Consider the following 13,694-nt stretch of genomic DNA (forward strand, 5'->3'; position numbering starts at 1 on the left):
GCGCCTCGACGCCGATGTCGGCGTGCGGATCATCCGCGACCGGATGCGGGGCCGGTTCACGACGCGGGCCGCGCGCCTTTTCGGCGATGCGGCGGCCGCGCGCGGCGGAGCTTCTGCCCTTGGGCGTTCCCCCGCTCACACCGACACCTGGGTGCCGAGCTCGACCACGCGGCCGGGCGGAATACGGAAGAAGTCGGTCGGATTGGCGGCGTTTCGCATCAGGAAGATAAACAGCTTGTCCTGCCACAGAGGCATGCCCTGGCGGGCGGAGGGAACGACCGAGCGTCGGCCGAGGAAGAAGCTGGTCGACATGATGTCGAACTTCAGCCCCTGCTTGCGACACAGGCCCAGGGCGCGCGGCACGTTCGGCGTCTCCATATAGCCGAATGTCAGGGTCAGTCGCTTGAAATCATCGCTGATCGGCTCGACCGCCACCCTCTGCAGATCCGGCACGCGCGGCCGGTCCGAGGTGTGAACCGTCAGGATGATGTTCTTCTCGTGCAGCACCTTGTTGTGCTTGAGATTGTGCATCAGGGCCACCGGCGCCACGTCCGGGTCCGAGGTCAGGAAGATGGCCGTGCCCGGCGCGCGGTGCGGCGGACGGGCGCGCAGCATCTCGATCAGATCGTTCAGCGGCAGACTGTCCTTGCGCGTCTTGTCCGCCAGGATCTGGGAGCCGCGCACCCAGGTCCACATCAGCATGACCAGGGCCCCGCCCAGCACCAGCGGCATCCATGCGCCCGCCGGGATCTTCAGCAGGTTGGAGGTCAGGAAGACCGCGTCGATGAAGCCGAACGGCACCAGCGTCAGCAGGATAGCCCACCACGACCACTTCCACTTGTGACGCACGACGGTGAAGGCCATCAGGGTGTTGACCATCATGGTCCCCGTCACCGCCACGCCATAGGCGGCCGTCAGATTGTGCGACGACTGGAAGCTGACCAGGACGAACAGCACCCCGACCAGCAGCAGGCTGTTGATCGCGGGCACATAGATCTGGCCGGCCTGGGTCTCGGAGGTGTTGCGGATGTCGATACGCGGCAGCAGGCCCAGTTGGACCGCCTGCTGCGTGACCGAGAAGGCGCCCGTGATCATCGCCTGGCTGGCGATCACAGTGGCCGCCGTAGCCAGGATCAGCATGGGCCAGTAGGCCAGCTGCGGCACCATGTTCCAGAAGGGGTTGTCCGCCGCGCCGGGGTGCGACAACAGGAAGGCGCCCTGGCCCAGATAGCAGAGCGTCAGACACGGCAGGACGATGAACAGCCAGCTTTGGCGGATCGGCGCCTTGCCGAAATGGCCCATGTCCGCATACAGCGCCTCGGCGCCGGTGACGGCCAGGAAGACGCTGCCCAGGATGACGAAGCCCAGGAAGCCGTCGGCGATCAGCAGCTTGATCCCATAGTAGGGCGACAGGGCCTTCAGGATCGACAGGTCGTCGAAGATATGGACCACGCCCAGCAGGCCCAGCGACAGGAACCAGATCAGGGTGATCGGGCCGAAGAATTTGGCCAGGCCGGCCGTGCCGCGCGACTGGACCAGGAAGAGGGCGATCAGGATGCCCGCCGCCAGCGGCAGGATGAAGGGGTCCAGCCGCCCGTTCAGGCCTGGCGCCTCCTGCAGGCCTTCGACCGCCGACAGGACCGAGATGGCGGGCGTGATGACGCCGTCGCTGTAGAACAGGGCCGCGCCGCAGACGCCCAGGACGAACAGCCAGGCGCTGCGTCGGCCGATGGCGTGCTGGGCCAGGGCCATCAGCGACAGGGTGCCGCCCTCGCCCTTGTTGTCCGCCCGCATCAGGAACATGACGTATTTGAACGTCACGACGACCATCAGCGCCCAGAAGGCCAGGGACACCACGCCGATGATCGCCAGATCGCCGCCGACGCCCTTCTGGGCGTGGGCCGTCGCCTCGCGCAGGGCGTAGATCGGGCTGGTGCCGATGTCGCCGAAGACCACGCCGATGGCGCCCAGGATCAGGGCGCGATGGCTGGCCTTGCCGCCGCCGTGACCGTCCGCACCGCCGGAAGGCGGAGTCTGGGCGTTGGCGGGAGAGGAGGCGTTGGCGGTTGGCGCGGCGTCGCCGCGGGGCGTATCCCCGACCATGCAATGTTCTCCGGGTCGCGCGAGGAGGCGCGCGCCCATCAAGAGCGGCGGGCCTTTAGACCTTTTCCGTCAGCGGTTCAATCGCGCCCCGTTTCCGGGCGCGCGGCGGACGACAGGATGCGACGGTCGTCCTTGGCCTGAAGCAGCACCACCACCCCTTCGTCGATCCCTGCGTCCTGGGGCAGGGGGAACAGCACCGGCCGTCCGTTCCAGTCGCCCAGACGGCGCACCTCGCGCACCACATTGACGTGAGTCACGGCCCGGCCGCGGTTGTCGCCGCCCTTGACCTCGACCGTCTGCTGCCCCGGCCGATAGACGACGGCGACGACTTCGGCCCCGCCGCGCGGCGGGCGGCCCGAACCGATGCCGACGCGGTCGCCGGTCTCGCGGAACTCGATCTCGGGCGGCCAGCCCCGGCCTTGCGCCTCGGCTTCGACCGCCGCCTTCAGCTCCGGCGAACGGGCACCCGAGACATGACGGCGTCCGTCGATCACCACCTGAGGCGTCGAGACGTTCCGCAGCTTCAGGGCCTGGCGATAGGCGCGCTGACGCTCGGCGAATTCCGGCCGAGCGAAAGTGTCGGACCAACCCAGATAGTCCCAGTAGTCGACGCCGTAGGTCAGGACGATCACGCCCGGATCCTCGGCCACCGTCTCGACCGTACGGTTGGCGTCGGGACATCCGGCGCAGCCCTGGGCGGTGAACAGCTCGACCACCACCGGCTGGACGGGCGCGTCCCGCTCGCGCGACGGCGCGGCGGCGACGACCAGCAGGCCCACCCCTGCGACCGCCGCCGTCATCCCATACCTGAACAGGCCCCGTGCCATCATGGCGGCGATCCTATCCCTTCGGCCCGATAACGCCGCTCATAAATGCGTGAGCGGCGCGTCGGGCGCGACGAGCGTTACAATCAGTCCATCAGTTGCTGGCTGAGATAGACGTAATGGCGCGCCCAACGGCGGGCGTTGGCGACCGGGTCGGCGTCGTTGGAGTGACCGCCGGCCGTATCCTCGAAATAGAGGTGGTCGTGGCCCTGATCGCCCAGGCGCGCCGCGAACTTGCGGGCGTGGCCGGGGTGGACCCGGTCGTCGCGCGTGTTGGTGGTGATGTAGACGCGCGGATATTTCACCTCGGGCCGCAACTGCTGATAGGCTGAGTAGCGGGCGATGAATTCGGCGTCGCCCGGAATGCGCGGATCGCCGTATTCGCCCATCCACGAGGCGCCCGCCGGCAGCTCCTGATAGCGCAGCATGTCGATCAACGGGCTTTCGATGACCGCCGCATTGAACAGTTCCGGATGCTGGGTGATCGACACCGAGGTCAGCACCCCGCCGTTCGAGCGGCCGTAGATGCCCAGATGGCGCGGGCTGGTGATGCGCCGCTGCTCCAGATCGCGGGCCACGGCGGCGAAGTCGTCGAAGGCGCGCTGGCGGTTCTCGCGCAGGGCCGACTGGTGCCAGCCGGGCCCGAACTCGCCGCCGCCGCGGATGTTGGCCTGGACGAAGACGCCGCCGTTCTCGAGCCACAGCTTGCCCATCTCAGGCTTGTAGGCGGGCGGGAAGCTGGCCTGGAAACCGCCGTAGCCGAACAGGATGGTCGGGCCGGTCCCGTCCATCGCCAGGTTCTTGGGCCGGGTGACGAAGTAGGGGATCTTGGTCCCGTCGGTCGAGGTCGCCTCGAACTGCTCGACCACATGGGTCGAGGCGTCGAACTTGGCGGGCGCCGATTTCAGCTCGGTCAGAGCGCCGGTCGAGACGTCCGCCAGGCTGAGCGTCGGCGGCGTCAGGAAGCCTTGCGTCGAAACGAAGACCTGACCCTTGGCCTTGGAGCTGTCGCCCAGGCTCACGGCGCTGTTGGCCGGCACGGCGAGTTCGGTCGCGGTCCAGCCGTTCGCGGACGGCGCAAAGCGCTTCAGCGTGCCGACGACGTTGTCGGCGATGACGGCGACGATGCTGTCCTCGAACACGCTGACGTTCTGCAGCGACTGTCGCGGGCCCGGCGTGAAGATGGTCGCGGACTTCGCGTCGATGCGGATGCTCTGGCGCACGTCGCCCAGCACGCCCATCGGCAGGGCCAGAAGCGAACCGGCGGCGTAGTCCTGACCGTCAAAGCTCCACGCCTGATCCGGCGAGAAGATGAGGCTGCCGTCCATGACGCCTTCAACCGCAACACGTTCCGGCAGGTTCAATTTGTGCGGCTTGCCATTGGCCCCCAGCGCCCAGATTTCCGAGCGGAAGGTGTCCAGCGGGCGGCTGAACAGCACCGCCTCGACCGCCCCGGCCTTGTCGCGGAAGACCATGGGCGAGACGCCGTAGCCGCCGTCGGACTGCTGGCCGCGATAGACCTCGGTCGCGTGCGCCAGCGGGTGGCCGCGCGTCAGGGATTTGACGATGTAGGGATAGCCCGACTCCGTCAGGCTGCCGGGACCAAAGTCGGTGGCGATCAGCAGGGTGTCGCGGTCCAGCCAGCTGATGCGGTGCTTGCCCTCGGGGATGACGAAGCCGCCCCCGTTTTCTGGAGTGACGAAGGTTTTCGTCGTCAGGTCGAACTCGCGCACCGTCACGGCGTCCTTGCCGCCGTCCGACAGATTGATCAGGCAGCGGGTCTCGTCCGGCGCCAGGCAGTTGGCGCCCTTGAACACCCAGTCCTTGCCCTCGGCCTTGGCCAGGGCGTCGATGTCCAGCAGGGTCTCCCACTGCGGCTGGGCCGTGCGATAGGAGGCCAGCGTCGTGCGGCGCCAGACGCCCTTCGGATTGGCGGCGTCCTGCCAGAAATTGCCGAGGCCCTCGCCCAGGAAGCTGACGCCGGGGATGCGGTCCGTCGCCGTCAGAATGGCTTCGGCCTGCTGACGGAACGGCTCATAGCGGCGGTCGCCGGTCAGGGCGGCCAGAGCCTTTTCGTTCGAGGCGGCGACGAAGGCGCGGGCCTCGGCCCCGTCCACCTCTTCCAGCGCCAGATGGTCGTCGGCGGCCTTGACCCCTTCAGGCGACAGGTCGCGCGGGAAGTGCGGCGGCGGATTGGTCGCGGACGCGGCGACCGGGTCGGATGCCGCCCCCTCAGCCAGGGCGGGCGCGGCGGCCAGCATCAGGGCCGGCAGGGCGACGGACAGGAACAGGGACTTCATCATGATCTCGGGCTCCGTCGGTTACGGCTGGGCCGGCTGATCCATCAGCCGACGGGTCAGATAGGTGTATTCCAGCGCGATGCGGCGGGCCGTCTCGCGCAGGTTGGCGCCGGCCGCGTGGCCGCCGTCGGTGTTCTCATAGAAGAGCACCGGATAGCCCAAATCCTCCATCCGCGCCGCCGCCTTGCGGGCGTGGCCGGGGTGGACGCGGTCGTCCTTGGTCGAGGTGTGGATGAAGACTTCCGGATAGGGCTGGCCCGCCGCCAGCTTCTGATAGGGCGAGTATTGCTCGATCCAGGCGCGCTGTTCCGGGATGTCCGGATTGCCGTACTCACCGATCCACGAGGCGCCGGCCAGCAGCTTGTGGAAGCGCAGCATGTCGAACAGGGGCACTTGGATGACCGCCGCATTGATCAGGTCCGGGCGCTGGGTCAGCATGGCGCCCATGAACAGGCCGCCCTGCGAGCCGCCCATGATCCCGAGGTGCGGCTGAGAGGTGATGCCGCGCGTGATCAGATCCTGAGCCACGGCCTGGAAGTCCTCGTGGGCGCGCTGGCGGTTCTCCTGCTGGGCCGCCTGGTGCCACTTCGGTCCGAACTCGCCGCCGCCGCGCGTATTGGCGATGACATAGACGCCGCCGCGCTCCAGCCACAGCTTGCCGACCGTCGGCGAATAGCCGGGCAGCAGCGACGACTGGAAGCCGCCGTAGCCGTAGAGAAGGGTCGGGTTCGAGCCGTCCATCGCCATGGCGTCCTTGTGGACGACGAAATAGGGGATCATCGTCCCGTCAGCGCTGCGCGCCTCGAACTGGTCGACGCGCATGCCGCTGGCGTCGAACTTGTCCGGCAGTGCCTTGGTCAGGGCGACCGCGCCGGTCGCCGCATCGGCCAGATAGAGGCTGGACGGGTTCAGATAGCCGGTGACGCTGACGAAGATCTTGTCGTCGCGCTCGGACGCCGAGCCGACGCCGACCGAGACGTTCTGCGGCAGGTCCAGGCGCGTGCGGCTCCAGTCGGCCGGGTCATAGACATAGACCGAGCCGCGCACGTTCTCGTAAAGGGCCACGACCAGCTTGTTGCGGGTGGCGTTGACGCCTTCGATCGCTTCGCGCTCGCCGGGACGGATCACCAGTTGCGCCGAGGCCTTGGGATCAGCCAGCCAGGCCTGCAGATTCCAGGCGATGACGTCGCCGGTCTTGAAGTCCTGACCCGACGGCGCGGTCCAGTCCTGGTCCGTCGTCACCACCAGCTGGCCGGCGACCAGGGCGTTGATATTGCCCTTGAGCGGCAGCTCCAGCTTGGTCGTCGAGCCGTCGGCGTTCAGACGCCAGGTCTCGCTCTCATAGAAGTTGATCCCGCGGTTCAGCAACACCGCCTGAACCACGCCGTCCGCGTCGCGCAGGGTGTAGCCCGAAACCGCAACGTCGGTCTGCTGGCCGGCGAAGACCTCGACCGCCTGATCGACGCTCTGGCCGCGCTTCATCAAACGCACCGTGCGCGGATAACCCGAATCCGTCAGCGAACCTTCGCCAAAGTCGCGCGAGATCAGCAGCGTGTCCTTGTCAATCCAGCTGGCGTCGCCCTTGGATTCCGGCAGGTTGATGCCGCCCTCCACGAAGGCCTTGGTGACGCTGTCGAACTCGCGGATCGTCACCGCGTCCTTGCCGCCGTCCGACAGGGAGATCAGGCAGTAGCGTTCCTCGGGCGGCAGGCAGGTCGCGCCCTTGTAGACCCAGTTGGCGCCCTCGGCCGCCGACAGGGCGTCGATGTCCAGGATCGTCTCCCACTGCGGCGCGTCGGTGCGATAGGACGCCAGCGTCGTACGGCGCCAGATGCCGCGCACATGCTCGGCGTCTTGCCAGAAGTTGTCGACGTGGCCGTCGTGGGTGAAGCCGGGCGAGGGGATGCGGTCGCGCGACTGCACCAGGTCCAGCGCCTGCTGATGCAGGCCCTCATAGCGCGGATCGCCCTGCAGCACGCCCAGCGAGGTTTCGTTGTGCGCCTTGACCCACTCCATGGCGCGGTCGCCCTCAACCTCCTCCAACCAGATGTAGGGGTCGGTCGCGTCGCTGACGGCGAAGCCCGGAGCCGTCGAGGCGGCGCTTGCGGATACGGTGGCTTGGGCCATGGCGACGGGTGCGGCTCCGGCGGCGAGAAGAAGGGCGGCGACGGACGCCAGCGAGCGGATGGTCATGAGTGTCCCCCAACGGACGAATGTTTCGCGCGGCACCTTGGCGAGGGCGGGGGCGAGGGGCAAGCGTCTGTAATCTTACGGGCTTGTAATCTTTTGCCGCAGGACGCGCTTCAGTCGCCGTCGTCGGGGATGCACAGAATCTGACCGCAGGCCTTGCAGTGGACGGCGTCGGGATCGTGCTTCTGAAGCCCGCAGGTGGGGCAGGGGAACTTCACCTTGTGCGGCCGGATCAGGGTCTGGGCCAGGCGGATGAACAGGGTGATGCCCACCAGCATGACGACGATGGAAATCACCCGTCCCCAGTTGCCGGGCAGGGTGATGTCGCCAAAACCCGTCGTCGTCAGGGTGGCGACGGTGAAATACAAGGCGTCCAGATAGCCGTTGATGTGCTCGGCCTTGCCTCGGAAATAGGCGTAGACGAAGCCGGTCGTCACGAAGACGAAGGTGACCAGCGCCGTCAGGGCGCGCGTAACCTCCTCGACCCGCGTGTCGTCGAAACGGCGGCCGATGGTGCGCCAGAACAGGTCGCTGTTCAGCAGGCTCCAGAAGCGCAACAGCCGCAGGAAGCCCAGATTGGCCAGCCAGGCCGGGAACAGCAGGGTCGCCAGGACGAACAGATCGACCCAGACGATCGGCCGCTTCAACCAGGACCGGATGTCGGAATAGGCGTAGGCGCGCGCCGCCAGATCCAGCCCCAGGACGGCGGCGATCAGGTAGTCCAGCACATAGAAGGCCCAGCCCGCCTCCTTCAGGATCGGCGTGGCCAGGAAGAAGCCGATGATGATCAGATCGATGACGATGACCATCAGGCGGAACTTCACCGCCGCCGGCTGCGAGCCGTGATAGAGGTAGCGCAAACGCGCCCTCAGCCGCAGCCCGTCGGATTTGGCGGTTTGGCTCTGGTCAGACGTCATCGCCGCCACCGATACATGAACCGGCGAAAAATCCTATATGAAGACGATCATGAGCCAGTCCGCCCGCCCCTACATCCGCATGAACGGCGCAGGAAACGCCTTCATCGTCGTCCAGGCCTTCGAAGCGCCCTTCCACCCGACCGAGGACCAGGTGCGCGCCCTGGCCGATCCGGCGGCGGGCCTGGGCGGCTTCGACCAGTTGATCGGCGTCGAACCGTCCGAGACGGCCGACGCCTTCATGCGTGTCTGGAACGCGGACGGCTCCATGGTCGAGACCTGCGGCAACGCCCTGCGCTGCGTCGGTTGGCTGCTGTTGGAGGCGACGGACAAGGAAGAGGTGGTCATCGACACCCTGGGCGGACCGACCACGGCGCGCCGGGCGGCAGGCCGCGTCGGATCGGGAGGTTCCGAAGGGCCGACGACCGCGGCCATCCACGAAGTGACCGTGGATATGGGCGCGCCACGCCTCGACTGGACCCAGGTGCCTCTGTCCGAGGAAATGGACACGCGCGGGATCGAGCTTCAGGTCGGGCCGATCGACGCCCCGGTGCTGCACACGCCGGGCGCCGTCTCAATGGGCAATCCCCACGTCGTCTTCTTCACCGACCGACAGGATGACGCCTTCGTGCGCAGCTCCGGCTCCCTGATCGAACACCACCCCCTCTTCCCCGAAGGGGTCAACGTCGGCTTCGCTGACGTGCTGGCCCGCGATCACATTCGGTTGCGGGTGTGGGAGCGCGGCGCGGGCCTGACCCTGGCGTGCGGCACGGGCGCCTGCGCCGCCCTGGTCGCCTCGGCGCGACGCGGCCTGACCGACCGAAAGGCCGCCGTGACAGTCGACGGCGGCGAACTGATCATCGATTGGGACGAGGCGTCCGGCCACGTTTTCATGACCGGCCCGGTCGAGATCGAAGGAACAGGACTCCTGCCTGCCGGGTGACGGAGAAACCACGCAATCGGCCTTGACCCAGCGTCAGCAGTTGTCCCCGCCCATCCCACGATCTAGGAACGAAGTGCGCCTGCCCTTCCCGAGATCGAAATGCCCGAATTGACCGACAAACAGACCTTCTCCGACGACGACGCTCTGGAGTTCCACAGCGCTCCGATCCCGGGCAAGATCTCCATGGCCCCGACCAAGCCGATGGCGACCCAGCGCGACCTGTCGCTGGCCTATTCGCCGGGCGTGGCCGTGCCGGTCCTGGCCATCGCCGAGGACGTGGACAAGGCCTACGACTACACCGCCAAGGGCAACCTGGTCGCCGTCATCTCCAACGGCACGGCCATCCTCGGCCTGGGCAACCTGGGCCACATGGCGTCCAAGCCGGTGATGGAGGGCAAGTCGGTCCTGTTCAAACGCTTCGCCGACGTCGACAGCTTCGACGTCGAGGTGAAGACCACCGACCCGGACGAGTTCGTCACCGTGGTCAAGAACATCGGCGACACCTGGGGCGGCATCAACCTGGAGGACATCAAGTCCCCGGAATGCTTCGAGATCGAGGCCCAGCTGCAGGATCTGCTGGACATCCCCGTCTTCCATGACGACCAGCACGGCACGGCCATCATCTCGACCGCCGGCCTGATCAACGCGGCCCATATCGTCGGCAAGAAGCTGGAAGACCTGAAGGTCGTCCTGTCGGGCGCCGGGGCCGCGGGCCTGTCGTCCATCGCCCTGATGAAGGCCGCTGGCGTCAAGGCCGAGAACACCGTCATCTGCGACCGTCAGGGCGTCATCTACAAGGGCCGGGACAATGTCTCGCAATGGCAGGCGGCGCACGCCACCGACACGCCGCTGCGCACCCTGGCCGAGGCCATGGTCGGCGCCGATGTGGTGCTGGGCCTGTCGGCCAAGGGCGCGATCTCCAAGGACATGGTCGCCTCCATGGCGCCCAATCCGATCATCTTCGCCATGGCCAACCCGGACCCGGAAATCACCCCGGAAGACGTCAAGTCGGTGCGTTCGGACGCCATCATCGCCACCGGCCGTTCGGACTATGTGAACCAGGTCAACAACGTCCTGGCCTTCCCCTATCTGTTCCGCGGCGCCCTGGACGTGCGCGCGCGCCAGATCAACCATGAGATGAAGATCGCCTGCGCCCAGGCCCTGGCGGCCCTGGCCCGCGAGGACGTGCCGGACGAAGTCGCCGCCGCCTATCGCGGCCGCAAGCTGAAGTTCGGCCCGGAATACATCATCCCGACCCCGTTCGACCCGCGTCTGATCTGGTACATCCCGCCCTTCATCGCCCAGACGGCGATGGAGACCGGCGTGGCGCGCAAGCCTATCGCCGACATGGACGCCTATCGCATCGCCCTGCGTCAGCGGGTCGATCCGTCCGCCGCCCTGATGCAGAAGATCCAGGCCAGCGTGCGCTCGGGGCCGAAGCAGCGCGTGGTCTTCGCCGAGGGTGAAGAGCAGTCGGTCATTCGCGCCGCCTGGGCCTTCAAGCAGGCTGATCTGGGCGTGCCCGTCCTGGTCGGCCGCGAAGAGCTGATCCGCCAGAACGCCGCCGAGGCCGGCCTCCACTTCGACGACCTGGGCATTCAGGTCATGAACGCCCGCGTGTCCGAGCGGAACGCCGAATACGTCGAGTGGCTGTACGCCCGCCTGCAGCGCCGCGGCTACCTGCGCCGCGACGTGCAGCGCATGATCAACCAGGACCGCAACTACTTCGCCGCCGCCATGGTCGCGCGCGGCGAGGCGGACTGCATGGTCACCGGCGTGACCCGCAACTTCAACATGGCCCTGAAGGAGGTCCGCCGCGTCCTGGACGTCACGGACCGCATGATCGGTCTGTCGATCCTGCTGGCCAAGGGCCGGACCCTGTTCGTGGCCGACACCTCGATCCATGAACTGCCCAACGCCGCCGAACTGGCCGAGATCGCGGTCAAGGCCGCCGCCACGGTCAAGAAGCTGGGCCGCAAGCCGCGCGTGGCCTTCCTCAGCTATTCGACCTTCGGCGACCCGCCCGGCGATCGCGGCGAGAAGGTGCGCGAAGCCATCCGCATCCTGGACGCCATGGACGTCGACTTCGAATACGAAGGCGAGATGCCGCCGGAGCTGGCGCTCAACCCCGAGGCGCGCGCCAACTATCCCTTCATGCGCCTGACCGGAGACGCCAACGTCCTGGTCATGCCGGCCATCCATTCGGCGGCCATCTCGACCCGCCTGGTCCAGTCGCTGGGCGGCGCCACGGTGATCGGCCCCCTGCTGGTCGGCCTCGAGAAGTCGGTGCAGATCGTGCCCCTGGGCGCCTCGGTCGGCGAGATCATCACCGCCGCCACCTTCGCCGCCTACGCCGAAGGGGTGGAGATCGAGGACTGATCGTCCGCTCTATCGCGACCACGTTGAGAGGCGGCCTTCGGGCCGCCTCTTTGCGTTCCAGCTCAGGGCGTTCCAGCCTCTAGGAATCGAGGTTGAGGCGACGGCGCTCCATCGTCTGACGCCCCCACTCCATCGCGCAGAACACAACCGCCACAACGCCCAGCCAGGCCGCGATGACGAACATGGCGGCATAGCCCTGACGCTCAATCAATTCACCCAGGGCGCCGCGCCCCAGGGTGCCAATCAGCAGGGCCAGCGAGGTGAAGACGGCGAACTGCACCGCCCCGAACATCTTGTTCGACAGGGCCGACAGATAGGCCACGAAGGCCGCGCCCGCGAAGCCGCCCGCGATATTCTCGCCCGCAATTGCCATCATCAGCCGCGCCAGGGGCTCGCCCACGCCGAAGGCGCCGAACAGCTTGTAAAGGCCCGTCACGCTCATGAAGCCGCCGATCACCGGCGCGCCCATGGCCAGATCCATCATCAACAGATTGGTCGCCGCCGACAGGGCCGCGCCCAGCAGCAGACTGGCCATCCGCCCGATGACCAGCAACGCCCAACCGCCCAGGGCGATGCCGACAATGGTCATGACCACGCCGAAGGTCTTGGACGCCAGGGCGATCTCGGTCTTGGTGTGGCCCAGCGCCCCGCCCGTGTCCCCCATGTAGAAGGGGAAGGCGAACGGCCCCCAGACGCCGTCGGTGATGCGATAGGTCAGGATCAGCCCCAGCACGATGACGGCGCCCCAACCCAAACGCCCCATCAGCTCGACCAGGGGCGCCAGGATGGCGTCGTAGAGGGTGTCCGCGAAACTCGAACCCTTAGCGCTCGACGGCGACGATGACGGGGCCGACTTGCCGCCGCGCCAGACGATGATTCCAGCCAGGACGGCCGGCAGGATCACCGCCATGCCGACGATCCACGGCCCCCAGACGGCGGTGAATTCTCCGGCGCTGGGCGCGGGCTTGACCGTCAGGGCCGTGACCATGAAGCGCACCAGCATGAAGGCCGCCCAGGCCCAGGCGACCAGCGTAATGGCCAGGGCCGCCTTGCGCAGGCGCGGCGAGCCGATGCGTTCGCGCGCGATGGCGGCGCGCGGCGCGGCCTTGGGCTCGGGCGCGATCAGCGTGCCCAGAAGGCCCAGCCCCATCAGCCCGGCCCCGATGACGAAGGTCGCCGACCAGCCCAGTTGATCCGCCAGCACCAGGGCGCCCGCCCCGCCGACCAGCGCCGCCGTGCGGAAGCCCAACTGATAGACGGTCGACAGCAGGTCGACCGGCGTCCGCTCGTCGGCCACCTCGATCCGCCAGGTGTCGATGACGATGTCCTGGGTCGCCGAGGCGAAGGCGCCCAGGGCGGCGGCGCCCGCCAACACCACGATGGCCCCCGTCCCCGGATGCGACAGGGAGATGGTCATTAGCGCGCCCGCCAGCACGATCTGGCACAGGATCAGCCACGACCGACGCCGGCCCATCCGACCGATCAGCGGCGGCGTCAGTCCGACCGCGGGCGACCACAGGAATTTGAAGGCGCCGAACAGCCCGACCCACGACAGGACGCCGATCGTCGCCACCGATACGCCCGCGTCGGACAGCCAGGCGTTCAGGGTGCCGAACAGCATGGCGAAGGGCAGACCGGCCGAGAAGCCGAGCAGCAACATGGCCAGGGTGCGCCGCTCGCGGAACGCCGCCTTGAGCACGCCCAGCCCTTTGGGCGACGGCTGCAGCGCCGCGACCTCGGAAGCGGGCGTCTTGGAATCGGTCATGCGTGGCTCCGGCGGGGCGCCGCCGGGCGATACGGACGACGGACTACTGGCAGATCAGGAAGCGGCGACCTTGGCGCGGTTGGCGGCGTTCGTCCAGCGGGCCAGGGCGACGCGCAGCGCATCCGCCTCCAGCGGCTTGGCCAGATGATCGTCCATCCCGGCCTCAAGGCAGGCGACGCGATCCTCGGTGAAGGCGTTGGCGGTCAGGGCGATGATCGGCGTGTGATCCCCGCGCGCCCGCAGCGCCCGCGCCGCCCCCGGCCCGTCCAGGCGCGG

The 13,694-nt window shown here is 67.8% G+C and carries 9 protein-coding genes; 2 read left to right on the forward strand and 7 right to left on the reverse strand.

Translation table 11 applies throughout. From position 1 onward, the window contains the following. Positions 1–135: 135 nt before the first annotated feature. The 5 genes from RT567_RS07435 to RT567_RS07455 all read right to left on the reverse strand — a co-directional run bounded on the left by RT567_RS07435 (position 136) and on the right by RT567_RS07455 (position 8,334). Positions 136–2,103: a potassium transporter Kup gene (locus RT567_RS07435; protein ID WP_313575450.1), complete on the reverse strand. Its 1,968-nt coding sequence runs from the start codon at positions 2,101–2,103 to the stop codon at positions 136–138. Positions 2,104–2,180: 77 nt separating this feature from the next. After that, positions 2,181–2,933, reverse strand: a complete 753-nt coding sequence (locus tag RT567_RS07440; protein ID WP_313575452.1) for a DUF1223 domain-containing protein — start codon at positions 2,931–2,933, stop codon at positions 2,181–2,183. Between the two features lie 80 nt (positions 2,934–3,013). Further along, positions 3,014–5,230 (reverse strand): prolyl oligopeptidase family serine peptidase, encoded by a 2,217-nt coding sequence (locus RT567_RS07445; protein ID WP_313575454.1) that lies wholly within the window; start codon positions 5,228–5,230, stop codon positions 3,014–3,016. An 18-nt stretch (positions 5,231–5,248) separates the two neighbouring features. Continuing rightward, positions 5,249–7,420, reverse strand: a complete 2,172-nt coding sequence (locus tag RT567_RS07450) for a prolyl oligopeptidase family serine peptidase (RefSeq protein ID WP_313575456.1) — start codon at positions 7,418–7,420, stop codon at positions 5,249–5,251. A gap of 110 nt (positions 7,421–7,530) precedes the next feature. Then, positions 7,531–8,334 (reverse strand): potassium channel family protein, encoded by an 804-nt coding sequence (locus RT567_RS07455; protein WP_125900726.1) that lies wholly within the window; start codon positions 8,332–8,334, stop codon positions 7,531–7,533. A 49-nt stretch (positions 8,335–8,383) separates the two neighbouring features. Here RT567_RS07455 and dapF point away from each other — a divergent pair, with 49 nt between their 5' ends. After that, positions 8,384–9,274: a diaminopimelate epimerase gene (gene dapF, locus RT567_RS07460; protein WP_313575458.1), complete on the forward strand. Its 891-nt coding sequence runs from the start codon at positions 8,384–8,386 to the stop codon at positions 9,272–9,274. Positions 9,275–9,373: 99 nt separating this feature from the next. Beyond that, positions 9,374–11,653, forward strand: coding sequence for an NADP-dependent malic enzyme (locus RT567_RS07465; protein WP_313575460.1), 2,280 nt, complete (start codon positions 9,374–9,376; stop codon positions 11,651–11,653). 79 nt (positions 11,654–11,732) lie between these two features. Here the strand turns inward: RT567_RS07465 and RT567_RS07470 are convergent, their stop codons facing one another. Both RT567_RS07470 and RT567_RS07475 read right to left on the reverse strand, forming a co-directional pair. Next, positions 11,733–13,418 (reverse strand): AmpG family muropeptide MFS transporter, encoded by a 1,686-nt coding sequence (locus RT567_RS07470; protein WP_313575462.1) that lies wholly within the window; start codon positions 13,416–13,418, stop codon positions 11,733–11,735. Between the two features lie 54 nt (positions 13,419–13,472). Then, positions 13,473–13,694, reverse strand: a 222-nt coding sequence (locus RT567_RS07475; RefSeq protein ID WP_313575463.1) for a response regulator, incomplete at its 5' end; no start/stop codon positions are given.

The sequence above is a fragment of the Brevundimonas sp. genome, from assembly GCF_032107865.1.
In the GTDB taxonomy this organism is placed as follows: Bacteria; Pseudomonadota; Alphaproteobacteria; order Caulobacterales; family Caulobacteraceae; genus Brevundimonas.

Coding starts and splice junctions, on each gene's coding strand:
- RT567_RS07435 (WP_313575450.1), bottom strand. CDS start 2,103: ATGGTCGGGGATACGCCCCGCGGCGACGCCGCGCCAACCGCCAACGCC.
- RT567_RS07440 (WP_313575452.1), bottom strand. CDS start 2,933: ATGATGGCACGGGGCCTGTTCAGGTATGGGATGACGGCGGCGGTCGCA.
- RT567_RS07445 (WP_313575454.1), bottom strand. CDS start 5,230: ATGATGAAGTCCCTGTTCCTGTCCGTCGCCCTGCCGGCCCTGATGCTG.
- RT567_RS07450 (WP_313575456.1), bottom strand. CDS start 7,420: ATGACCATCCGCTCGCTGGCGTCCGTCGCCGCCCTTCTTCTCGCCGCC.
- RT567_RS07455 (WP_125900726.1), bottom strand. CDS start 8,334: ATGACGTCTGACCAGAGCCAAACCGCCAAATCCGACGGGCTGCGGCTG.
- dapF (WP_313575458.1), top strand. CDS start 8,384: ATGAGCCAGTCCGCCCGCCCCTACATCCGCATGAACGGCGCAGGAAAC.
- RT567_RS07465 (WP_313575460.1), top strand. CDS start 9,374: ATGCCCGAATTGACCGACAAACAGACCTTCTCCGACGACGACGCTCTG.
- RT567_RS07470 (WP_313575462.1), bottom strand. CDS start 13,418: ATGACCGATTCCAAGACGCCCGCTTCCGAGGTCGCGGCGCTGCAGCCG.